This window comes from Nocardioides sp. Arc9.136 (genome assembly GCF_030506255.1).
GTDB lineage: Bacteria > Actinomycetota > Actinomycetes > Propionibacteriales > Nocardioidaceae > Nocardioides.
Genome location: NZ_CP113431.1, coordinates 3,027,878 through 3,049,967, shown reverse-complemented (window position 1 = coordinate 3,049,967; position 22,090 = coordinate 3,027,878). Strand labels below are relative to the sequence as shown.

18 protein-coding genes are annotated in these 22,090 nt (G+C 72.4%); 9 read left to right on the top strand and 9 right to left on the bottom strand.

What is annotated here, in order from left to right:
- Nucleotides 1-34: 34 nt before the first annotated feature.
- Nucleotides 35-922 carry a LysR family transcriptional regulator gene (locus OSR43_RS14770; RefSeq protein WP_302267367.1) on the bottom strand — a complete coding sequence of 296 codons (888 nt, stop codon included), beginning with the start codon at nucleotides 920-922 and terminating at the stop codon, nucleotides 35-37.
- Nucleotides 923-995: 73 nt separating this feature from the next.
- Here OSR43_RS14770 and OSR43_RS14765 point away from each other — a divergent pair, with 73 nt between their 5' ends.
- On the top strand, nucleotides 996-1,916 hold the full coding sequence (locus tag OSR43_RS14765) for an EamA family transporter (RefSeq protein ID WP_302267366.1): 921 nt from the start codon (nucleotides 996-998) through the stop codon (nucleotides 1,914-1,916).
- A gap of 9 nt (nucleotides 1,917-1,925) precedes the next feature.
- Here the strand turns inward: OSR43_RS14765 and OSR43_RS14760 are convergent, their stop codons facing one another.
- The 6 genes from OSR43_RS14760 to OSR43_RS14735 are packed head-to-tail and all read right to left on the bottom strand — an operon-like array spanning nucleotide 1,926 to nucleotide 11,500.
- Complete coding sequence (locus tag OSR43_RS14760) at nucleotides 1,926-2,684, bottom strand: NUDIX hydrolase (RefSeq protein ID WP_302267365.1); 759 nt, start codon at nucleotides 2,682-2,684, stop codon at nucleotides 1,926-1,928.
- 53 nt (nucleotides 2,685-2,737) lie between these two features.
- Nucleotides 2,738-4,036, bottom strand: coding sequence for an acetamidase/formamidase family protein (locus OSR43_RS14755; RefSeq protein WP_302267364.1), 1,299 nt, complete (start codon nucleotides 4,034-4,036; stop codon nucleotides 2,738-2,740).
- A 57-nt stretch (nucleotides 4,037-4,093) separates the two neighbouring features.
- The gene (glgB, locus tag OSR43_RS14750; RefSeq protein WP_302267363.1) at nucleotides 4,094-6,295 is read right to left on the bottom strand and encodes a 1,4-alpha-glucan branching protein GlgB; all 2,202 of its coding nucleotides are present in this window, start codon (nucleotides 6,293-6,295) and stop codon (nucleotides 4,094-4,096) included.
- Nucleotides 6,292-7,737: a phosphotransferase gene (locus OSR43_RS14745; protein ID WP_302267362.1), complete on the bottom strand. Its 1,446-nt coding sequence runs from the start codon at nucleotides 7,735-7,737 to the stop codon at nucleotides 6,292-6,294. The genes glgB and OSR43_RS14745 overlap by 4 nt, the downstream gene beginning before the upstream one ends.
- The gene (gene treS / locus OSR43_RS14740; RefSeq protein ID WP_302271694.1) at nucleotides 7,734-9,458 is read right to left on the bottom strand and encodes a maltose alpha-D-glucosyltransferase; all 1,725 of its coding nucleotides are present in this window, start codon (nucleotides 9,456-9,458) and stop codon (nucleotides 7,734-7,736) included. Before treS ends, OSR43_RS14745 begins: the two co-directional genes overlap by 4 nt.
- A gap of 56 nt (nucleotides 9,459-9,514) precedes the next feature.
- The gene (locus OSR43_RS14735) at nucleotides 9,515-11,500 is read right to left on the bottom strand and encodes an alpha-1,4-glucan--maltose-1-phosphate maltosyltransferase (protein WP_302267361.1); all 1,986 of its coding nucleotides are present in this window, start codon (nucleotides 11,498-11,500) and stop codon (nucleotides 9,515-9,517) included.
- Between the two features lie 194 nt (nucleotides 11,501-11,694).
- Between OSR43_RS14735 and glgP the strand changes: the two genes are divergently transcribed.
- Nucleotides 11,695-14,271, top strand: a complete 2,577-nt coding sequence (glgP, locus tag OSR43_RS14730; RefSeq protein WP_302267360.1) for an alpha-glucan family phosphorylase — start codon at nucleotides 11,695-11,697, stop codon at nucleotides 14,269-14,271.
- A gap of 9 nt (nucleotides 14,272-14,280) precedes the next feature.
- Here glgP and glgX read toward each other — a convergent pair whose 3' ends face one another.
- Entirely contained in the window at nucleotides 14,281-16,434 is a 2,154-nt protein-coding gene (glgX, locus tag OSR43_RS14725) for a glycogen debranching protein GlgX (RefSeq protein WP_302267359.1), read from the bottom strand.
- 125 nt (nucleotides 16,435-16,559) lie between these two features.
- Here glgX and OSR43_RS14720 point away from each other — a divergent pair, with 125 nt between their 5' ends.
- The 3 genes from OSR43_RS14720 (at nucleotide 16,560) to OSR43_RS14710 (ending at nucleotide 18,782) form a co-directional block, all read left to right on the top strand.
- Complete coding sequence (locus OSR43_RS14720) at nucleotides 16,560-16,886, top strand: hypothetical protein (protein WP_302267358.1); 327 nt, start codon at nucleotides 16,560-16,562, stop codon at nucleotides 16,884-16,886.
- 145 nt (nucleotides 16,887-17,031) lie between these two features.
- Nucleotides 17,032-17,808 carry an electron transfer flavoprotein subunit beta/FixA family protein gene (locus OSR43_RS14715; RefSeq protein WP_302267357.1) on the top strand — a complete coding sequence of 259 codons (777 nt, stop codon included), beginning with the start codon at nucleotides 17,032-17,034 and terminating at the stop codon, nucleotides 17,806-17,808.
- Between the two features lie 20 nt (nucleotides 17,809-17,828).
- Entirely contained in the window at nucleotides 17,829-18,782 is a 954-nt protein-coding gene (locus OSR43_RS14710; RefSeq protein ID WP_302267356.1) for an electron transfer flavoprotein subunit alpha/FixB family protein, read from the top strand.
- Between the two features lie 90 nt (nucleotides 18,783-18,872).
- On the opposite strand, the gene OSR43_RS14705 is transcribed toward OSR43_RS14710, so the two are convergent.
- Nucleotides 18,873-19,535: a hypothetical protein gene (locus OSR43_RS14705; protein WP_302267355.1), complete on the bottom strand. Its 663-nt coding sequence runs from the start codon at nucleotides 19,533-19,535 to the stop codon at nucleotides 18,873-18,875.
- A gap of 87 nt (nucleotides 19,536-19,622) precedes the next feature.
- On the opposite strand from OSR43_RS14705, the gene OSR43_RS14700 reads away from it, so the two are divergent.
- Genes OSR43_RS14700 through rsfS form a run of 4 tightly spaced genes read left to right on the top strand, consistent with a single transcriptional unit; the run spans nucleotide 19,623 to nucleotide 22,090 of the window.
- Nucleotides 19,623-20,882, top strand: a complete 1,260-nt coding sequence (locus tag OSR43_RS14700; RefSeq protein WP_302267354.1) for a glutamate-5-semialdehyde dehydrogenase — start codon at nucleotides 19,623-19,625, stop codon at nucleotides 20,880-20,882.
- A gap of 25 nt (nucleotides 20,883-20,907) precedes the next feature.
- On the top strand, nucleotides 20,908-21,063 hold the full coding sequence (locus OSR43_RS14695) for a hypothetical protein (RefSeq protein ID WP_302267353.1): 156 nt from the start codon (nucleotides 20,908-20,910) through the stop codon (nucleotides 21,061-21,063).
- A 5-nt stretch (nucleotides 21,064-21,068) separates the two neighbouring features.
- A complete protein-coding gene (gene nadD / locus OSR43_RS14690; RefSeq protein WP_302267352.1) occupies nucleotides 21,069-21,716 on the top strand; it encodes a nicotinate-nucleotide adenylyltransferase in 648 nt (215 codons plus the stop codon).
- Nucleotides 21,713-22,090, top strand: coding sequence for a ribosome silencing factor (rsfS, locus tag OSR43_RS14685; RefSeq protein WP_302267351.1), 378 nt, complete (start codon nucleotides 21,713-21,715; stop codon nucleotides 22,088-22,090). The genes nadD and rsfS overlap by 4 nt, the downstream gene beginning before the upstream one ends.

The following is a 22,090-nucleotide window of genomic DNA, read 5'->3' as shown; positions in this document are numbered from 1 at the left end:
ACCACGTCAGGACCACGCACGAGAGTCAGCCGGCTCAGTCGCGGAGCGCCGCGAGCACCGCGGCGACGGCGGGGGAGTCGGTCATGCTGCGCCGGTGCAGGGCGACGACGTCGCGTGTGGGGACCGGTTCCGCGGCCGTCACGGCCACGAGGTCGGTCCCGAGCGGCTGACGGCCCAGGCGGGGGACCAGGGCGATGCCGAGCCGCGCGCGGACCAGCGCGAGGTGGGAGTCGAACTCCATCGACTGGTGCGCGATCCTCGGCAAGCGGCCGGTGCCGTCGTACATCCGGTGCAGCCACTGGCGGCAGATCGTCCCCTCCGGCGTCGCGACCCAGTCCTCCTCCAGCAGGTCGTGCGGGGTGACGACGCCCCGCGTGGCGAGGGGGTGGTCGCGGTGCACGACGACGTCCGCGACGTCGGTGGCGACCGACGTCGTCACGAGGTGGTCGGGGACCGCGAGGGGCACGTCGCCCCAGCGGTGGACGACGCCGAGGTCCGCGCGGCCGGTGGAGACCAGGTCCACCGAGTCCCAGGGCTCGCACTCGTGCAGCGACACCTCCAGGTCGGGGTGGGCGTCGATGAGCACGCGCAGCCGCGGGGCGACGAGCCCCCGCACGGCGGTCGAGAACGCCGTCATCCGCAGCCGCCCCGCCACCGCGCCGGCGCCGCGGTGGAGGCCCGCCTCGAGCTGCTCGAGGTCGGCGAGCAGCCGGCCGCCCTCCTCGACCAGGTGCCGGCCGTGCCGGGACAGCACCACCCCGCGCCCCACCCGCTCGAGCAGCGGCACCCCCGTCTGCCGCTCGAGCCGCTTGACCTGCTGGGAGACCGCGCTGGGGGTGAAACCGAGGGCGTCGGCGGCCGCCACGACCGAGCCGTGCGTGGCGACGGCGCGGAGCGACGCGAGGGCGGTGAGGTCGATCATGAAGGGACCGTACCGATAATCCGGAGCAACACGTCGCTGGTGCTTCACGGTCGCGAGTGCCGAGACTGGTCCGGTGAACCGCCGCGACAGCCTCCTCGCCGCCCTGGTCGCCTCGGTGTGGGGCTTCAACTTCGTCGTCATCGACTGGGGGATGGGCGACGTCCCGCCCCTGCTCTTCTGCGCGGTGCGGTTCCTGCTCGTGCTGGTGCCGGCCGTCCTGGTCGTGCGGCGCCCGCAGGTGTCCTGGCGCACGCTGGCGCTGGTCGGGGCGACGATGTCGCTGGGCCAGTTCGGCTTCCTGTACGTCGCGATGGCCGCCGGCCTGCCGCCGGGGCTCGCCGCCCTGGTGCTCCAGGCGCAGGTGGTGTTCACGATCGTGATCGCCGCCGGGGTGCTGCGCGAGCGGCCGACCACCGCCCAGGTCGCCGGGGTCCTGCTCGGGACGCTCGGCCTGGTGGTGGTCTCGGTCGGGCGCGGCGGGCACGTGCCGCTCACGGCGCTGGCGCTCTGCCTGCTCGGCGCCCTCTCCTGGGGTATCGGCAACGTCGTCTCCCGCGCGTCGGGCGTGCCGGGCGGCCTCGGGCTGACCGTCTGGTCGGCCGTGGTCGTCCCGGTGCCGCTCGTGGCCCTCTCCCTGCTGGTCGACGGCCCGACAGCGGTCGTGGACGGGCTCGCCGCCTTCGGCTGGCAGGCCGCCGTCTCGACCGTCTACACCGCCGGGCTGGCCTCGCTCGTGGGGTACGGCGTGTTCAACACGCTGCTCGGCCGCAACCCCTCGGCCGCGGTGGTCCCGTGGGTGCTGCTCGCACCGGTCGTCGCGACGGCCTCGGCATGGGCGCTGCTGGGTCAGGCACCGAACGCCGCGGAGAGCGCGGGCGGCCTGCTGCTGGTCGGCGGGGTCCTGGTCGCGCTGCGGCGGCCGCGGACGGCGGCCCGCCCGCCTCGTGATGCCCAGCGAGCGCCGGAGCGCGCGCTCAGCAGCACGAGGCGGTGAGGAGGAGCGTCAGCCGCGCCCGGACTCGGTGTACGCCGGGCCCCCGCCGAGGTTGGCGACGGCCGAGCGCAGCCGGCGGGCGGTGAAGTCCGCGCAGAGCCGGTCGGCCTCCTCGAGGGTGCAGAACTCCGCGGATCGGATCTCGCGGGCCTGCTTGACGATCCGGTCGGTGATCGAGGCGTCGTGGACGCCACCGTCGAAGACCAGGCACAGCGCGTCGTCCCAGCCGCTCCACGGCGGCAGCCAGTCGGTGAGCAGCAGGGGACCGGTGGGGACCTGGAGGCCGAGCTCCTCCTCGACCTCGCGGCCCACGGCCACCTGGGGCGACTCGCCGACCTCGACGACGCCGCCGGGCAGGTCCCAGTCCTGCTTGTAGGTCAGCTGGCACAGCAGCACGCGGTCGTCGTGGTCGCGCAGGAGCATCTGCCCGATGGCGCGCTTGCGCGGCAGGAAGGAGTTGAGCAGGGCCCGGAACCCCTCCGGCTCGGAGGTGGGCACGTCGGTCGCGAGCCGGGCGTAGACGATCCGGTCGACCGGCTTGCCCTCCACGGTCACCCCGCGCATCACCCCCTCGCGGCGCATGCCCGACCAGGTGGCGGTGCGCTGGGCGTCCTCGTCGACGGGGTCGACCAGGGCCTCCACGCGGGCGTGGCCGACGAGGGCCGCCGCCACCTCGCGGCGTACGACGTCGACCGGCTCCCCGGCGGACCAGGCGATGCGGGCGACGCCCTCGGCGACGGTGGTGACGGTCGTCGGCTGGTCGGTCACGGGATCACCCTAGGACCCACCCGGTGACCGCGCGGCGGCCACCCGCAGGCCCCTCAGCCGAAGTCGGCCTTCCGGATCAGGGCGTGGATGCCGGTGGTGCGGTCGACCACCTGGGAGACCTGGAAGTCCGTCGCCGCGGACAGGTAGGCGTAGGCCACCGGGCCGGCCATGCCCTTCTCCTCGACCAGGAACGCGAGGGCCTGCTGCACGGCGTCCTTCATGGCCAGGTCCAGGCTGGTGGCGTTCGTGCCGCCCTCGGGCCCGTCGGCGTCGGAGAGGCCGATCGGCAGCCAGAAGTCGGGCGTCTCGGCGAACGGGTGGTCGAACGCCTGCCGCGGCACCTTTCGGCTGCCCCGCGGGAGCACCGTCAGCCGGAGCGTCGCGCGCAGCGACCCCTCCATAGCGGTCAGCGCGACCTCGCCGTCGCCCTGCGCCATGTGCGGGTCGCCGGCGAAGAAGAGCGCGCCGGCCACCTGCACCGGCAGGTACAGCGTCGAGCCCACGACCAGGTCGTTGATGTCGAGGTTGCCCCCGGCGTCGGTCGGCGGGACGGAGTCGACCATCGCGTCGGTGTCGCGGGCGACCCCCATCAGCCCGAGGAACGGCGCCAGGCCGAAGCCGACCGGGACGTCGCCGGGGAGCCGGGCCCGGAGCCCGTGCTCGGTCGTCCGGCGCACGGAAGCGAAGACGCTGATGTTGCCGCCCTCGTTGACGTACGGCGCGTTGGCCGGGTCGTCGACGAACCGCTCGGGGTAGGTCCCGGGCAGCGCGCCCTTGCCGTGCCGGTTGGAGATGACGCCGTACGGGACGCGCAGCGGCAGGGCGAGGACCTCCACCTTCAGCACGTCCCCGGGCTCGGCGCCCCGCACCGCGATCGGGCCGGTGACCACGTGCGGCCCCGGGCCGGCGTGCTCGGCGCGCGCGGCGACGGCGACCGCGTCGCGGAGGACGTGCTTCTCGGGCACCCCGAAGCTCTCGAAGTACTGCCGCGGGTCCTGGCCCTGGTCCTCCAGCAGGCCCTCGTGGGAGATCGTGTCGATGGTGACGACCGATCCGGAGTCCACCACGGCGACCGGTTCGGCCGTCCGGTTGGGCAGGTGCCCCCACCACACCTCGTCGGCGCGGGAGCGGACGTAGCGGCCCCGCAGCCTCCCCTGGCCCGGCTGCAGGATCGTCACGCCCCGGCTGGTGGGTGCGGCGTACGCCGCGGAGCCGGCGGCCCCGGTCAGCGCGGCGCCGGTGCCGAGCGCGCCGGCGGCGGTCGCCCGCAGCACGGCGCGCCGGGCCAGGGCCGAGGCGAGGGCCGAGGTGGGGGAGGAGGTGGGGGAGGAGGCGGCGGGTGAGGTGTCCATGCCGGGCACCTCACCAGCGGGACGTCACCGCCGCGCTCCTCCCGCGTTGCCGTGCGGTTACGCCTTGCGCCGGAACCAGACCGTCGCCAGCGGCGGGACCACGATGTCGGCGTGCGCCGGCAGCCCCTGGTGCTCCCCGGCCACGCCGGTGATCGTGCCGAGGTTGCCCACGCCCGACCCGGTGTAGGTCTCGGCATCGGTGTTGAGCACCTCCTCCCACACCCCCTCGGCGGGCAGCGCGAGGCGGTAGCCCTCGTGCGGGACCGCGGCGAAGTTCGCCACGCAGACCAGCTCCGGCACCGCGGACCCGTCGGGCACGCGGCGCACGAAGGAGAAGGTGTTGTGGCCCGCGTCGTTGGCGTCGATCCACTGGAAGCCGGCCGGGTCGTGGTCGGCGGCCCACAGGGCCGGCGAGCCGGTGTAGACCCGGTTGAGGTCGCGCACCAGGGAGTGCACGCCACGGTGCTCGGGGTGGTCCATCAGCCACCAGTCGAGCTCGCGGGACTCCGCCCACTCCGACTCCTGGCCCAGCTCGGCGCCCATGAACAGCAGCTGCTTGCCCGGGTGGGCCCACATGAAGCCGAGGTACGCGCGCAGGTTCGCCAGCTGCTGCCAGCGGTCGCCGGGCATCTTGCGCAGCAGGGAGCCCTTGCCGTGCACGACCTCGTCGTGGCTGATCGGCAGCACGTAGTTCTCCGACCACGCGTAGACCAGGGAGAAGGTCATCTCGCCGTGGTGGTAGGCGCGGTGGACCGGCTCGTGCGCGACGTACCCGAGGGAGTCGTGCATCCAGCCCATGTTCCACTTGAAGCCGAAGCCCAGGCCGTCCGCGGAGGTCGGCCGGGTGACGCCGGGCCAGGAGGTGGACTCCTCGGCGACGGTGACGATCCCCGGGACGCGCTTGTAGACCGTCGCGTTCATCTCCTGGAGGAACTGCACCGCCTCGAGGTTCTCGCGGCCGCCGTGCTTGTTCGGCGTCCACTCACCCTCCTCGCGGGAGTAGTCCAGGTAGAGCATCGAGGCGACGCCGTCGACGCGCAGGCCGTCGGCGTGGAACTCCTCGAGCCAGTACACCGCGTTCGCGTAGAGGAAGTTGCGCACCTCGTTGCGACCGAAGTTGAAGATGTGGGAGCCCCACTCCTTGTGCCACCCGCGCTGCGGATTGGGATCCTCGTAGAGCGGGGTGCCGTCGAAGCGCGCCAGCGCCCACTCGTCGGTGGCGAAGTGGCCGGGCACCCAGTCCAGGATGACGCCGATGCCGGCCTGGTGCAGCCGGTCGACGAGCAGCTTGAAGCCGTCGGGGTCGCCGAAGCGGGAGTCCGGCGCGAAGTACGACGTCACGTGGTAGCCCCACGAGCCGCCGAACGGGTGCTGCATCACCGGCATCAGCTCGACGTGGGTGAAGCCCAGGTCCGCGAGGTACGCCGGCAGGTCGTCGGCCAGCTCGGCCCAGGACCAGAAGCGGCCGTCGGGGTGCTTCTTCCACGACGCCAGGTGCATCTCGTAGACCGACATCGCCTCGGCGACCGGCTGCTTGGCGGGTCGCTCGGCCATCCACGCGTCGTCGCCCCACTCGTAGGTCGACTCGAAGACCAGCGAGGAGGTGGCCGGCGGCTGCTCGGACCAGGCCGCCAGCGGGTCGGCCTTCTCCCGCCACTCGCCGTCCTGGCCGAGGATGGCGTACTTGTAGGCCGTCCCGGTGCCGAGGCCGGGGACGAAGAGCTCCCAGACACCCGAGCTGCCGAGCTGGCGCATCGGGTGCTCGCGCCCGTCCCAGCTGTTGAAGGAGCCCTTGATCCGGACGCCGCGCGCCGACGGGGCCCAGACGGCGAAGGACGTGCCGGTCACCTCGCCGGCGTAGTGGTGGACCCGCGCGCCGAGGACCGTCCACAGCTGCTCGTGGCGTCCCTCGTTGATCAGGTGCAGGTCCATCTCGCCGAGCGTCGGCAGGAAGCGGTAGGGGTCGTCGACCTCGACCGGCTCACCCTCGTAGGCCACGCGCACCCGGTAGGCGGGCACGTCGGCCACCGGCAGGACGCCGGCCCAGAAGCCCTCGTACTCGTGCTCGAGCCGGGTCTCGCCCCAGTCGCCGGCGACCGTCACGCTCGAGGCGAGGGGCTTGAGCACGCGGACGGTGACGCCGCCCTCGTGCGGGTGGGCACCCAGCACGCTGTGCGGGTCGCCGTGGCCGCCGCCGAGGATCAGGTCGAGCTCCTCGCGGGCGACCGGCTTGGTGGAGGGGGTGGTGGGCGTGGTCATGCGGCTCCGATCCGTGCGACGGCCTCGAGCGGGATGGACACCCATCCGGGCCGGTTGCGGGTCTCGTAGACGGTCTCGTAGACGGCCTTGTCGGCGACGTACGCCGCCAGCAGCAGCTTCGCCTCGTCGGTCGGCTCGCCGCCGGCGTAGGCCGTCAGGAAGTGGTTGCGGTTGCGGTGGGCCCACTCCTCGGCCCGGTAGGCGAGCTGGGCGGCGGCCTCGGCGTCGTCGTCGGCGAGGTCGACGCTCTGCTTCTCGACCACCCGGGGGGCGTAGTCGAAGGAGCGCAGCATGCCGGCGACGTCGCGCCACGGGCTGTCGGGCTCGAGGCGCTCGACGAGCGGCTTGGCCGGCTCGCCCTCGAAGTCGACGATCTTCCAGCCCTTGGCGGTCCGCATGGTCTGGCCCAGGTGCAGGTCGCCGTGGATGCGCTGGACCTCCAGCCCGTCGAGCCCCGCCACCGCGTCGTACGTCGCGCGCAGGGCGTCGGCGTGCTGGGCCAGCTCCGGGACGACCTCGAGGGCGGCGTCCAGCCGGTCGCGCATCGCGGCCGCCAGCGTCCGGGCGGCCTCGGGCCCCCGCCGCTCGGCGGGGAAGTGCGTGCGCAGCGCCTCGTGGACCTCGCGCAGGGTGAGCCCCAGGCGCTCGGACTCGCCGGCGAAGTCGCCGCCGACCTCGTGGGCGTGCAGGTCGCCCTCGGCGAAGAGGTCGCGGACGCTGGCCAGGGCCAGGTCCCACCCGTCCGTGGCCGTGCGGAGGAACTGCTGCAGCATCGCGAGGTGGTACTCCTCGCCCGCCGGGTCGGTCCACGACATCCAGCCGTAGAGCCCGGCCACGTCGGTGGACCCCGCGCGGGTCATCGCCTCGTGGATGGTCACGTCCGGGTTCGGCCCGGGGGTGACCTTCCGGAACAGCTTCATGATCGAGTCCTCGCCGAAGGCGACCGAGGAGTTCGACTGCTCGCCGGTGAACAACGAGGCGACGCCCTCGGCGTCGAGATCGTGCCCGGGCAGGCGGTGGAAGGTGAGGCCGGTGGGCCCGGCGACCGGACCCTCGGCGGCGGCCACGAACGAGCGCAGCCAGCAGGCCATCGCCTCCCGGTCGTGGAGCGCGTCGTAGGCGTGCACCCAGCCCCGCTCGGGCTCCTCCCACCAGCCGATGAAGGCGTGGTCGAGCCGCTGCTCGGGGTCGGCGTACAGCGAGATCGGCACCTGGTAGAGCTCGGTGCCGCCCTCCGCGTCGCCGTAGGTCAGCTCGACGAGGTGGTCGACGACGGCCGGGCCTGCGTCGACGCACCCGGGCACCTGGCCGATCCGGTGCACCGCGGTCACCTCGAAGGGGCGTCCCTTGCCGCCGAACCAGCGGGTCTTCTCGAAGTAGTCGACGAAGACCTGCCGGTCGAGGTGGTCGGCGGTGGGGTGGTCCAGCGGGTTCTCGCTCACAGCAGCTGACCCTCCTCGGGGTTGTCCGGCCTGGTCAGGCGGAACCAGTAGAAGCCGTAGCCGGTCATGGTCAGCAGGTACGGCAGCTCGCCGATCGCCGGGAACGGCACCCCGCCGAGCAGCTCGACGGGCACCATGCCCTCGAACCGCCGCAGGTCGAGCTCGACCGGCTGCGGGAAGCGGGAGAGGTTGTTGACGCACAGGATGACGTCGTCCTCGCCGTCCTGGGCGTGCTCTCGCACGTAGGAGAGCACCGAGGGGTTCGAGCCGCCGAGGTCGCTGAAGGACCCCAGGCCGAACGCCGAGTGGTGGCGGCGGGCGTGGATCATCCGGCGGGTCCAGTGCAGCAGCGAGGAGGTGTTCTCCATCTGCGCCTCGACGTTGACCGCCTGGTAGCCGTAGACCGGGTCTTGGATCGCCGGCAGGTGCAGCTTGCCGGGGGTGGCCGAGGAGAAGCCGGCGTTGCGGTCCGGGGTCCACTGCATCGGCGTGCGGACGCCGTCGCGGTCACCGAGCCAGATGTTGTCGCCCATGCCGATCTCGTCGCCGTAGTAGAGGACCGGCGACCCCGGCAGCGACAGCAGCAGGGCGGTGAACAGCTCGATCTGGTTGATGTCGTTGTCGAGGAGCGGCGCCAGGCGCCGGCGGATGCCGATGTTGGCCTTCATCCGCGGGTCCTTGGCGTACTCGTTCCACATGTAGTCGCGGTCCTCGTCGGTGACCATCTCGAGGGTCAGCTCGTCGTGGTTGCGCAGGAAGATGCCCCACTGGCAGCCGTGGGGGATCGGCGGCGTCTGCTCGAGGATCTCCGAGATCGGGAAGCGCGACTCGCGGCGCACCGCCATGAAGATGCGCGGCATCACCGGGAAGTGGAAGCACATGTGGCACTCGTCGCCACCGGACTCGAAGTCGCCGAAGTAGTCCACCACGTCCGCGGGCCACTGGTTGGCCTCGGCCAGCAGCACCTTGCCGGGGTACTTCTCGTCGACGTAGCGCCGGACCTTGCGGAGGAACTCGTGGGTCTCGGGCAGGTTCTCGCCGTTGGTGCCGGGCCGCTCGTAGAGGTAGGGCACCGCGTCGAGGCGGAAGCCGTCGAGACCCATGTCGAACCAGAACGCGATCGCGTCGAGGATCGCGTCGTGGACCGCGGGGTTGTCGAAGTTGAGGTCGGGCTGGTGGGAGAAGAACCGGTGCCAGTAGTACTGCTGGCGCACCGGGTCCCACGTCCAGTTCGACGGCTCGGTGTCGACGAAGATGATCCGCGCCTCCTGGTAGAGGTCGTCGTTGTCGGACCACACGTAGAAGTCGCCGTAGGGGCCCTCGGGGTCCTCCCGGCTGGCCTGGAACCACGGGTGCTGGTCGCTGGTGTGGTTCATGACGAAGTCGATGATCACGCGGATGCCGCGCTTGTGCGCCTCGTCGAGGAAGTGGTGGAAGTCCTCGACCGTCCCGATCTCGGGGAGGATGTTGGTGTAGTCGGCGACGTCGTACCCGCCGTCGCGCAGCGGCGAGGAGAAGAACGGCGGGATCCACAGGCAGTCGACGCCGAGCCACTCGAGGTAGTCGAGCTTCTCGACCAGGCCCCGGAAGTCACCGGTGCCGTCGCCGTTGGAGTCGCGGAACGAGCGGACCAGCACCTCGTAGAACACCGCGGTCTTGAACCACTCCGGCTGCCGCGCGGTGTCGTCGGGGAACGGGTCGCCCTCGGGGGCCTGGCCCATCGGGCTCAGCTGCTGGGACGGGTCGGTCTGCTCCGGCGTGCTCGTCGGGGCATCGGTCACCGGGTCCTCCTCACGGTCAGGACGTGCGCGGGCTCGTGGTAGGGGTCGAGCCGGACGTAGTTGTGCTGGGACCAGCTCCAGTCGGCGCCGGTGATCTCGTCGTGGACGACGAAGGACTCGCCGTGCTCCATGCCCATCGCGGGCAGGTCGAGGTGGACCATCGTCTCGCGCGTGGCGTGCGGGTCGAGGTTGATGACCACGACGACGTCGTCGGCCACCCCGTCCACGACGGCGTGCTTGCTGAAGACCAGCACGTTCTCGTCGTCGCTGGAGTGGATGACGACGTTGCGCAGGAGGCGGAGCGCCCGGTGCTGGCGGCGGACCTCGTTGAGCCGGGTGAGGTACGGCGCGAGGGTGCGGCCCTCGCGCGCGGCGCCCTCCCAGTCGCGGATCCGGACCTGGTACTTCTCGGAGTCGAGGTACTCCTCGCTGCCCGGCTTCACCGCGACGTGCTCGTAGAGCTCGTACCCGGCGTACACGCCCCAGCTCGGCGAGCCGGTCGCGGCCAGCGCCGCGCGGACCTTGAACGCCGCCGGGCCGCCGTACTGCAGGTAGGCGTGGAGGATGTCGGGGGTGTTGACGAAGAAGTTCGGCCGCATCACGTGGTCGGACTCGGTGGCCAGCTCGCGGAGGTACTCCTCGATCTCCCACTTGGCGGTGCGCCAGGTGAAGTAGGTGTAGCTCTGGTGGAAGCCGACCGCGCCCAGGCCGCGCATCATCGCCGGGCGGGTGAACGCCTCGGAGAGGAACAGGACGTCGGGGTCGGTGCGGCGCACCTCCTTGAGCAGCCACTCCCAGAACGCCACCGGCTTGGTGTGGGGGTTGTCGACGCGGAAGATCCGCACGCCGTGCGCCATCCAGTGCTTCACGACGCGGAGCACCTCGCGGCAGATGCCGGTCGGGTCGTTGTCGAAGTTGATCGGGTAGATGTCCTGGTACTTCTTCGGCGGGTTCTCCGCGAAGGCGATCGTGCCGTCGGCCCGGGTGGTGAAGAACTCGGGGTGCTCGACGACCCAGGGGTGGTCCGGGGCCGCCTGCAGGGCCAGGTCGAGCGCGACCTCGAGGTCCAGCTCGCGGGCCCGCGCGACGAAGGCGTCGAAGTCCTCGATCGTGCCGAGGTCGGGGTGCACGGCGTCGTGGCCGCCGTCCTTGGAGCCGATCGCCCACGGCGAGCCGGGGTCGTCCGGGCCGGGGGTGAGGGTGTTGTTCGGACCCTTGCGGTTGACCTCGCCGATCGGGTGGATCGGCGGCAGGTAGATCACGTCGAAGCCCATGGCGGCGACCGCGTCGAGCCGCTGGGCGGCGGTCCGGAACGTCCCGCTGGTGACCTTGCCGGTCGCCGGGTCCTGGGTCGCGCCCTCGGAGCGCGGGAAGAACTCGTACCAGCTGCCGAACAGCGCGCGCTCGCGGTCGGCCCAGAGCGGGTAGGGCCCCTCGACGGTCACCAGCTCGCGCAGCGGGTGGGCGAGGAAGATCGCGTCCAGCTCGGGGGACTGCAGGACGGCCAGGCGGGCGGCCTCGGGACGGGAGGTGTCGGTGCAGGCGTCGATCGCCGCCTCGACGACCTCCCGGGCGGCGGCGTCCTTGCCGTCCAGGTCGCCGCGGACCCGCTCGAGCAGGAGCCTGCCCTCGGTGAACATCAGCTCGGTGTCCACGCCGGCGGGGATCTTCACGCCGGCGTTGTGCTGCCAGGTCGCGACCGGGTCGGACCAGGCCTGGATCTCGAAGGTCCAGGCGCCGCCGGCGTCCGGCGTCACCCATGCGTCGTACCGGTCCGGGACCTCGGCGTGCTTGGTCATCCGGACCGGCGCCCGGCGGGTCCCGGAGGGGTCGGTGAGGACCACCTCGGCGCCGAGCCGGTCGTGGCCCTCGCGGAAGACCGTGGCGCGCACGGGCAGGGGCTCGCCGACGGTCGCCTTGGCCGGTTGCCGGCCGAGGTCGACCACGGGCATGACGTTCATGACGGGGATGCGTCCGACCATTTCTCCAACCTAGTGGCGGGCGGCGACGGCTGCGCAAGTCGTCGCGCCGCCGTGTGAGGGGCGGTGCTGAGTACGGGGCATGTACCCACCCCGGCGCGGCCCGAACGGGGTACGACCGCCGTTGTCCCGCCCGTCCACCGCCGATCGGGACGAAACGGTTGGAACGATCAAAGAATCTCGCTAGCGTCGGTCCCGTGCGAGCCATCCGACGATTCACCGTCCGCCCTGTCCTCCCGCCCGCGCTCGCCGCGCTCGGCGACCTCGCCGGAAACCTGCGGTGGTCCTGGCACCCCGAGACCCAGGACGTCTTCGAGCGCGTCGACGCCGCGCTGTGGCAGTCGACGGGCAAGGACCCCGTCAAGCTGCTCGGCTCCGTGGGCCGGGCGCGCCTCGACGAGCTCGCCGGCGACCAGGGCTTCCTCGACCAGCTCGCGGCCGCCCGCGCCAGCCTCGAGGCGTACCTGACCGAGGACCGCTGGTACCAGCAGCGCGGCCCCGCTGACGGGCCCGCGTCGATCGCCTACTTCTCCCCGGAGTTCGGCATCACCGCCGTGCTCCCGCAGTACTCCGGCGGTCTCGGCATCCTCGCCGGCGACCACCTCAAGGCCGCGAGCGACCTCGGCGTCCCGATCGTCGGGGTGGGCCTGCTCTACAAGCACGGCTACTTCAAGCAGTCGCTCTCCCGCGAGGGCTGGCAGCAGGAGACCTACCCCGTCCTCGACCCCGACGAGCTGCCGATCTCGCTGCTGCGCGAGCCCGACGGTTCGCGCGCCACGATCTCGCTGGCGATGTCCGACGGCCCCGACCTCGTCGCCCGGATCTGGGTGGCCAGCGTCGGGCGGGTCCCGCTGCTGATGCTCGACACCGACGTCGAGGAGAACCCCGAGCACTACGTCGGCGTCACCGACCGGCTCTACGGCGGCAACTCCGAGCACCGCCTGCGCCAGGAGCTGCTGCTCGGCATCGGCGGCGTGCGCGCGCTGCGTGCCTACTCCCGCATCACCGGCCACCCCGCGCCGGAGGTGTTCCACACCAACGAGGGCCACGCCGGCTTCCTCGGGCTGGAGCGGATCCGGGAGCTGACGGTCGACGACGGCGGGCCCCGCCTCGACCTCGACACCGCGATCGAGGTCGGCCGCGCCTCGACGGTGTTCACGACCCACACCCCGGTCCCGGCCGGCATCGACCGGTTCCCGCGCACGCTCGTCGAGCAGTACCTCTCCGAGGGCGGCCCGGTGCCCGGCGTGCCCGTCGACCGGATCCTCGCCCTCGGCGCCGAGGACTACGAGGGCGGTGACGGGTCGGTCTTCAACATGGCGGTGATGGGCTTCCGGCTCGCCCAGCGCGCCAACGGCGTCTCCCAGCTGCACGGCCACGTCAGCCGGGAGATGTTCAACGGCCTGTGGCCGGCCTTCGACGAGGCCGAGGTGCCGATCGGCTCGATCACCAACGGCGTGCACGCCCCGACCTGGGTCGCCCGCGAGGTCTTCGAGCTGGCCGCGGACGTCGGCGCCGACCCGGCCGACCTCGACAGCTTCTGGGCGGCCGCGGACAAGATCCCCGGCCGGCGGATCTGGGACGTTAAGCGCCAGCTGCGCGAGCGGCTCGTCGCCGACGCCCGGCGCCGGATGCTGCGCTCCCAGGAGAAGCGCGGCCACGCCCGCGCCGAGCTGGGCTGGGTCGACACCGCGCTGGACCCCGACGTGCTGACCATCGGCTTCGCGCGCCGCGCCGCGTCGTACAAGCGGCTCACCCTGCTGCTGCGCGACCCCGACCGGCTCAAGCGGCTGCTGCTCGACCCCGACCGGCCGGTGCAGCTGGTCATGGCGGGCAAGGCGCACCCGGCCGACGACGGTGGCAAGAAGCTGATCCAGGCGATCGTCCAGCTGGCCGACGACCCCGAGCTGCGGCACCGGATCGCCTACCTGCCCAACTACGACATCGCGATGGCCCAGCCGCTCTACCCCGGCTGCGACGTGTGGCTGAACAACCCGCTGCGCCCCTACGAGGCGTGCGGCACCTCGGGCATGAAGGCGGCGCTCAACGGCGCCCTCAACCTCTCCATCCTCGACGGCTGGTGGGACGAGTGGTACGACGGCGAGAACGGCTGGGCGATCCCGTCGGCCGACGGGGTCGAGGACACCGACAAGCGCGACGACCTCGAGGCCGCGGCGCTCTACGACCTGATCGAGAACGAGGTCGCGCCGCGGTTCTACGACGTCGACGACGAGGGCGTGCCCACCCGCTGGCTCGAGATGCTGCGGCACACCCTGAAGTCGCTCGGGCCCAAGGTGCTCGCGACCCGCATGGTGCGCGACTACACCAAGCAGCTCTACGTCCCGGCCGCCGGCAACGCGCGCCGGCTCAACGACGACTACGCCGGTGCCGCCGAGCTCGCCGGGTGGAAGCGGCGGGTCCGGACCGGGTGGTCCGGCGTCCGTGTCGAGCACGTCGAGAGCAGCGGCGTGGGCGACGCCCCGGAGGTGGGCGCCGACCTCTCGGTGCGCGCGTTCGTCGCGCTCGGCGACCTCTCCCCGGCCGACGTCGCGGTGCAGCTGGTGCACGGCCGCACGACCAGCGAGGACGAGCTGCGCGACACCTCGGTCACCGAGCTCACGGTCGCGGAGAGCTACGACGGCGGTCGCCACCGCTTCGACGGCGACGTCGTCCTCGACCACGCCGGCGCGTTCGGCTACACCGTCCGCGTGGTGCCGCGCAACGAGCTGCTGGTCTCCCCGGCCGAGCTCGGGGTGGTGGCGCTGCCGGGCTGAGCCGGCGGCTCAGCTCTCGCGGAAGACGACGACGGTACGGCGCCCGAGGGCGAGGCGGTCACCCGCCTCGACCTCGGTGCCGACCGGCAGCTTGACGTCGGTGGACAGCACGACCGTGCCGTGCTGGACCCAGTCGTTCTCCGGCAGCTCGATGCTCTGGGGCAGCCAGGTGGCGTTGAACCAGAGCATGAAGGACTTGTCGACCTGCTGCTCCCCGCGCGGGCCGGGGGAGCGCAGCGGCGCCCCCGAGACGAACATCCCGATCGTGCGCAGGTCCGGGTCGTGCCAGTCGTCGGGCCGCATCTCGCGCCCCGAGGGGTGCAGCCACGCCAGGTCCTTGGGGCCGCCGAGGATGGCGGGCCGGCCCTCGAACCAGTGCCGCTGCCGTAGGGCGGGGTGCTCGCGGCGCAGGCGCAGCGCCATCTTGGTGACCTCGTAGACGTCGAGCCAGGCGTCGTCGGGCCTCCAGTCGATCCACGAGGTCTCGTTGTCCTGGCAGTAGGCGTTGTTGTTGCCCCGCTGGGTCCGCCCGCGCTCGTCGCCGGCGGTGATCATCGGGACGCCGTTGGACAGGCAGAGCGTCGCCATCATGTTGGCGGCCTGCCGGCGACGTACCGCCTGCAGCGCGGGGTCGTCGGTCTCGCCCTCGACCCCGTGGTTCCACGAGCGGTTGTTGTCGGTGCCGTCCCGGTTGGCCTCGCCGTTGGCCTCGTTGTGCTTCTGCTCGTAGCTGACCAGGTCGCGCAGGGTGAAGCCGTCGTGCGCGGTGATGAAGTTGATCGAGTTGTACGGCGACCGGCCGTCGTCGGCGTAGAGGTCGCTGGAGCCGGCGAGGCGCGTCGCGACCTGGCGGATGCCGGGGGAGTGGTTGCGCCAGAAGTCGCGGATCTCGTCGCGGTACTGGTCGTTCCACTCCACCCACGGCGGCGGGAACTCGCCGACCCGGTAGCCGTCCATCGAGGCGTCCCACGGCTCGGCGATCAGCTTGACGTGCCGCAGCACCGGGTCCTGGCCGATCGCGGTGAGCAGGTGGGAACCCATGTCGACGCGACGGTCCACGCGGGCGAGCGCCGACATCAGGTCGAAGCGGAACCCGTCGACGTGCATCTCGGTGACCCAGTAGCGCAGCGAGTCGAGGATCATCCGCAGCGCGAACGGGTTGGCCGCGTCGACGGTGTTGCCGCAGCCGGTCACGTCCCAGTAGGTGTCCGGTGCCGGCTCGCCGGGGACGTCGCCGGCGGCGACGCGGTAGTAGACGGAGTCGTCGAACCCGCGGAAGGACAGCGTCGGGCCGAGCGAGCCGGCCTCGGCGGTGTGGTTGTAGACGACGTCGAGGATGACCTCGAGCCCGGCCTCGTGGAAGGCCTTGACCATCGCCTTGAACTCGGTGACCTGCTGGCCGCGGTCGCCGGAGGCGGCGTAGGCGTTGTGGGGGGCGAAGTACCCGAGGGTGTTGTAGCCCCAGTAGTTGGTGAGGCCCCGCTGGGCCAGGGCCGGCTCCGGCACGAACTGGTGGACCGGCAGCAGCTCGACCGCGGTCACGCCGAGGTCCTTGAGGTAGTCGACGACCGCCGGCGTCGCCAGCCCGGCGTACGTCCCGCGCAGCGCCTCCGGGACGCGGTCGTGCAGGGCGGTCATGCCCTTGACGTGCAGCTCGTAGATGACGGTGTCGCGCCACCGCCGCCGCATCGGGCGGTCATCGCCCCAGTCGAACGCCTCGTCGACGACCACGCCGACCGGGACGTACGGCGCGGAGTCGGCCAGGCTCATCACCTCGGGGTCGCCGAGGGTGTAGCCGAAGATCGCCGGGTCGACGGTCAGTGAGCCGGAGACGGCCCGCGCGAACGGGTCGAGCAGCAGCTTGTTCGGGTTGAAGCGCAGGCCGGCCGCGGGGTCCCACGGGCCCTCCACGCGGTAGCCGTAGCGGGTGCCGGGGGCGATGCCGGGGATCGCGCCGTGCCAGATGCCGAGGGTCTGCTCGGTGAGCCGGTGCCGGGTCTCGCCGCCCTCGTCGTCGAGCAGGCACAGCCAGGTGGCGGTGGCCCGGGGCGCGTGCACGGCGAAGTTCGTCGACTCCGGTGACCAGGTCGCGCCCAGCGGCCAGCCGCGCCCCGGCCAGACGGCGGCGCGCTCGCCCTCGCTCCTCCACATCCTCGGACTCACCGCGCCATTGTCGCCGACATCGGGGACCCGCCGTGCACAATGCCCTCCGACGGTGTTCCAGGACACGTCGGCACGACCTCGGGATCGACGACACCGCGCGGGCAGCGCGACGGACAGGGAGCGGCATGGCACGCGAGAAGGGCCTCACCGGCGGCAAGGCGGTGCGGGCGAACGTCGCCACCGCGCTGTGGACGCTGTTCGCGCTCGCCGCGATCTTCCTGGCGGTGGGCGCGCTCTGCGTGGCCCTGGACGCCAACCGGGACAACGGGCTGGTCTCGTTCGTGCTCGACGTCGCCGACGCGGTCGACCTCGGCATCTTCTCCCGGGACAACGGGATCAAGCAGTTCGACGGGGGCAACGCCGAGACCAAGAACGCCCTGTTCAACTGGGGTCTGGGCGCCGTGGCGTGGCTTGTCGTGGGACGGATCGTCGAGCGCGTCGTACGCCCCTGAGCGGCGCCGCGCCAGGGTTCGGGCCTGTGAGGTAGTCCACCGTCGGCCTCTGTTTCGTGCATGTTGACGCGGCGGTAGCCTCACGAGCACATCCGAGTGCACAGGAGGGGCCGTCCCGGCCGACACCATGAACATTGTTGTCTGTGTGAAGTACGTGCCCGACTCCACTGCCGATCGGCAGTTCGAGTCGGACAACACCGTGGACCGAGTCGGCGTCGACGGGCTCCTGTCGGAGCTCGACGAGTACGCCGTTGAGCAGGCGCTCCAGCTGAAGGAGAAGAACGAGGGCGCCACCGTGACCGCGCTGTGCGTGGGTCCGGAGAAGGCCGTCGACGCTGTCCGGAAGGCGCTGCAGATGGGCGCCGACCAGGGCATCCTCGTCACCGACGAGGCGATCGCGGGCTCCGACTACGTCGCGACGTCGCTGGTGCTGGCCAAGGCCATCGAGAAGGCGGGCGCCGAGAACAAGGTGGACCTCGTCATGTGCGGCATGGCCTCGACCGACGCCTCCGGCTCGGTCGTGCCGGCGATGCTCGCCGAGCGCCTCGACCTGCCCCAGGTCACCTTCGCCTCCGTCGTGGAGACGCAGGGCGACCAGGTGCGGATCAAGCGTGACTCCGACACCGCCACCGAGGTCATCGGCGCCACCATGCCGCTGGTCATGTCGGTGACCGACCAGACCGGCGAGGCGCGCTACCCGTCGTTCAAGGGGATCATGGCGGCGAAGAAGAAGCCGCTGGAGACCTGGTCGCTCAGCGACATCGGCGTCGACGCCGGCGAGGTCGGCCTGTCGGTGGCGTGGACCGAGGTCACCGACACCACGGCCCGTCCGCCGCGCACCGCCGGCGAGATCGTCAAGGACGAGGACGGCTCCGGCGCCAACGCGCTGACCGAGTTCCTCGTGTCGAAGAAGTTCATCTGAGGACCGAGGGGTAACGAGAGATGTCTGAAGTCCTGGTCGTCGTCGACCACGTCGACGGCGCGATCCGCAAGCCGACCTTCGAGCTGCTCACCCTGGCCCGCCGCCTGGGCGAGGCCTCGGCGGTCTTCTTCGGCTCCTCCGACAAGGGTGCCGAGGTCGCGGCGAAGCTCGGCCAGCTCGGCGCCGAGAAGGTCTACGTCGTCGACGACGCCGAGATCAAGGGCTACCTGGTGGCCCCCAAGGCCGAGGCCCTGGCCCAGCTGGTGGAGAAGACCTCGCCGGCCGCGGTGCTGTTCGTCTCCGGCTACGAGGGCAAGGAGGTCGCCGCCCGCCTGGCGATCAAGACGGGCTCGGGGATCATCACCGACGCCGTCGACATCGAGGAGGGCGGCGTCGTCACGCAGGCCGCCTTCGCGGGCAACTACACCGTGAAGGGCAAGGTCACCAAGGGTGTCCCGCTCATCACGGTCAAGCCCAACTCCGCCCCGGTGGAGGAGGTCGGCGCCGCCGGCACCGTCGAGGAGTTCGCCGCGACGATCTCCGACTCGGCCAAGAAGGCGCAGATCGTGGCCCAGCAGCCGCGCAAGGCGTCGGGTCGCCCCGAGCTGACCGAGGCCGCGATCGTGGTCTCGGGCGGTCGTGGCACCGGCGGCAACTTCGAGCCGATCGAGGGCCTCGCCGACGCGCTCGGCGCGGCCGTGGGCGCCTCGCGCGCCGCGGTCGACTCCGGCTGGATGCCGCACACCTTCCAGGTCGGCCAGACCGGCAAGGTCGTCTCGCCGCAGCTCTACGTCGCCAACGGCATCTCGGGTGCGATCCAGCACCGCGCCGGCATGCAGACCTCCAAGACGATCGTGGCGGTCAACAAGGACGAGGAGGCCCCGATCTTCGAGCTCGTCGACTTCGGTGTCGTGGGTGACCTGCACTCGGTCCTCCCCGCAGCCACCGAGGAGATCAACAAGCGCAAGGGCTGAGCCTCCGGCTCGACCGACCGACAGGGGAGGTCCTCCCGCACCTGGTGCGGGAGGACCTCCCCTGTCGCGTACGGCGCCGGGCGGCCGCGCTCAGCAGGCGCCGGCGGCGACCCTGGTGCCCACCGCGGCCCGGACGGTCTGCGGGACGCCGTCGGCGCCCTCGTAGGTGATGTCGACCCCCTCGACGACGACGTCGGTGGCCGCGACGCGGAAGCCCAGCAGCGGGAGGATGCGCTCGCCGTCGGCGACCTCGCGGCCGACGAGCGGGCCTCGTGCGGCCCAGTCGGTCTTCCTGCGCAGCACCGCGTCGCCGCGGATCGGCCACTCCTCGCCGATCGCGACGCCGGGCCCGAAGCCCTCCTCGGAGGTGACGGTCACGACCTGCTGGTCCTCCAGCAGCGCGACGGTGCCGTCGGAGGGGGCCGCGTCGACCCGCGTGATCGTCACGTCGCCCTCGGCCACCAGCGTCGGGTCGTGGACGGTGTAGCGGTCCCCGCGCCGCACCCGCTCCAGGCAGGAGGCGCCGGACCCGTTCCGCTCGGCCACGAGCCGGGCCGGTGTCGCGGTCGTGCCGGCCGACGCGCCGGCGGTCACGCCTGCCGAGGCGCCGGCGGTCGCGGAGGCCGAGGTGGAGGCCGTGCCCGCGTCCTCGGGGGCCGGCCCGGCCTCGTCGTCGCCGGAGCACCCAGCGGTGAGAGCGGTGAGTCCGGCGAGCAGGAGGGCGGCGGCGTACGCCGAGCGGTGGCGGGTCACGGGCGGCTCATGCCCGCCCGGTCACCCGGGGAAACCGCGGGCCGGGACGGCGGAGCCCGGCCGGCGCCGCCTGGCTACGCTCCGGCCATGAGCACCGGCACCACCGAGCAGGACGTCGTCGACCTCGCCATCCGCGCACGCGAGGCCTCGCGGGCGCTCGCGCTGGCCACCCGGGCCGAGAAGGACGCCGCGCTGCTGGCGATGGCCGCCGCCCTCGGGACCCACGCCGAGCCGCTCCTCGCCGCCAACGCCGAGGACGTCGCGCGCGCCGAGGAGGGCGGCACGCCGCCGAACGTCGTCGACCGGCTGCGGCTGACCGACGAGCGGCTCGCCGGGATGGCCCAGGGGCTGCGCGACGTGGCTGGGCTCCCCGACCCGGTGGGCGAGGTCGTCCGGGGCGGCACGCTCGCCAACGGCCTGGAGCTGCGCCAGCTGCGGGTGCCGTTCGGCGTGGTCGCGATGATCTACGAGGCGCGACCCAACGTGACCGCGGACGCGGCCGGGATCTGCCTGAAGTCGGGCAACGCGGTGCTGCTGCGCGGGTCCTCCAGCGCCGCGGCGAGCAACGCGGCGATCGTCGAGGTGCTGCGCGGGGCGGCCGCGGCCACGGGGCTCCCGGCCGACGTGGTGCAGCTGGTGCCGAGCGACTCCCGCGCGACCGTCCAGGCGCTGATGCGCGCCCGAGGGCACGTCGACGTGCTGATCCCGCGCGGCGGTGCCGGCCTCATCCGGTCGGTGGTGGAGGGGTCCACGGTGCCGGTGATCGAGACCGGCGTCGGCAACTGCCACGTGTACGTCGACCGCGCCGCCGACCTGGACCGCGCGCTCGCCATCGTGCTGAACGCCAAGACCCACCGCACGAGCGTGTGCAACGCCGCGGAGTCGCTCCTCGTCCACGCCGACGTGGCCGAGGCGTTCCTGCCCCGGGTCGTCGCCGCGCTCCGCGAGGGCGGGGTGACCGTCCACGGCGACGAGGAGTTCGCGGCGCACGACGGCGTCGTGCCGGCGACCGAGGAGGACTTCGCCACCGAGTACCTCTCCCTCGACATCTCCGCGGCCGTCGTGCCCGACCTCGACGCGGCCCTCGCGCACGTCCGGCGCTTCTCCAGCGGCCACTCCGACGCGATCGTCACCGAGGACCAGCGGGCGGCCCGCCGGTTCGTCGCCGAGGTGGACTCCGCGGCGGTGCTGGTCAACGCCTCGACGCGGTTCACCGACGGCGGGGAGTTCGGGTTCGGGGCCGAGATCGGCATCAGCACCCAGAAGCTCCACGCCCGTGGCCCGATGGGCCTGCCCGAGATGACGACGACCAAGTACGTCGTGACGGGGGACGGGCACGTCCGCTGAGCCGGGCGCCCGGTAGGCTGCCCCCATGCTGAACGCGCTCGTCGTCCTCGCCGCCGCCGAGGAGTCCCACCACGAGGTCGACCACGCCCTGAGCTGGGGCGTCGGGGCCGTCGCCCTCGTCATCCTCCTCGGCATGATGCTCGCCCTCGTGGCCTTCGGCGGCGGGCGCGAGCACAGCTGAGCACCGTGACCGAGCGCCGGCGCCGCGTCGGCGTGATGGGCGGGACCTTCGACCCCATCCACCACGGCCACCTCGTGGCGGCGGCGGAGGTGCAGTCGTGGTTCGACCTCGACGAGGTCGTCTTCGTCCCCGCCGGCGACCCCTGGCAGAAGTCCGACCGGGGCGTCTCGCCGGCCGAGCACCGCTACCTGATGACCGTCGTCGCGACGGCGTCCAACCCGCGGTTCACGGTCTCCCGGGTCGACGTCGACCGCACGGGGCCGACGTACACGATCGACACCCTGCGCGACCTGCGGGCGGCGATGCCGGAGGCCGACCTCTACTTCATCACCGGCGCGGACGCGCTGGCCGACATCTTCACCTGGCGCGACGCCGAGGAGCTGTTCTCGCTCGCGCAGTTCGTCGGCTGCACCCGGCCCGGCTACACGATGGACGAGGCGACGTTGTCCTCGATCCCGGCCGACCGGGTCACCATGGTGGAGATCCCCGCCCTGGCGATCAGCTCGACCGACTGCCGCGCGCGGACCCGCCGCGGCGAACCCGTCTGGTACCTCGTGCCCGACGGCGTCGTGCAGTACATCGCCAAGCACGACCTCTACCCACCGGACGCCCCGGTGGCCGACCCGCCGGACCCCACCCTCGGAGACTCATGACCGCCACCGACCACGCCCTCGAGCTCGTCCACGCCGCCGCCCGCGCGGCCAGCGACAAGCTCGCCCAGCAGATCATCGCCTTCGACGTCAGCGAGCAGCTGGCGATCACCGACGCCTTCGTCCTCGCCTCGGCGACCAACGACCGCCAGGTCAAGGCCATCGTCGACGAGGTCGAGGACAAGCTCCGCGAGATCGGCGCCAAGCCGATCCGCCGGGAGGGCGAGCGCGACGGCCGCTGGGTCCTCATCGACTACGGCGAGATCGTCGTCCACGTCCAGCACGAGGAGGAGCGCCAGTTCTACGCCCTCGAGCGGCTGTGGCGCGACTGCCCGAGCATCCAGCTGCCCGCGGACGTCGTCTCGCACGAGCGCTGA

Bases quoted from the DNA above. Each gene is read 5' to 3' on its own strand.
- OSR43_RS14770 (WP_302267367.1), bottom strand. From the start codon at position 922: ATGATCGACCTCACCGCCCTCGCGTCGCTCCGCGCCGTCGCCACGCAC.
- OSR43_RS14755 (WP_302267364.1), bottom strand. From the start codon at position 4,036: ATGGACACCTCACCCGCCGCCTCCTCCCCCACCTCCTCCCCCACCTCG.
- glgB (WP_302267363.1), bottom strand. From the start codon at position 6,295: ATGACCACGCCCACCACCCCCTCCACCAAGCCGGTCGCCCGCGAGGAG.
- treS (WP_302271694.1), bottom strand. From the start codon at position 9,458: ATGGGCCAGGCCCCCGAGGGCGACCCGTTCCCCGACGACACCGCGCGG.
- OSR43_RS14735 (WP_302267361.1), bottom strand. From the start codon at position 11,500: ATGGTCGGACGCATCCCCGTCATGAACGTCATGCCCGTGGTCGACCTC.
- OSR43_RS14720 (WP_302267358.1), top strand. From the start codon at position 16,560: ATGGCACGCGAGAAGGGCCTCACCGGCGGCAAGGCGGTGCGGGCGAAC.
- OSR43_RS14710 (WP_302267356.1), top strand. From the start codon at position 17,829: ATGTCTGAAGTCCTGGTCGTCGTCGACCACGTCGACGGCGCGATCCGC.
- OSR43_RS14700 (WP_302267354.1), top strand. From the start codon at position 19,623: ATGAGCACCGGCACCACCGAGCAGGACGTCGTCGACCTCGCCATCCGC.
- OSR43_RS14695 (WP_302267353.1), top strand. From the start codon at position 20,908: ATGCTGAACGCGCTCGTCGTCCTCGCCGCCGCCGAGGAGTCCCACCAC.
- rsfS (WP_302267351.1), top strand. From the start codon at position 21,713: ATGACCGCCACCGACCACGCCCTCGAGCTCGTCCACGCCGCCGCCCGC.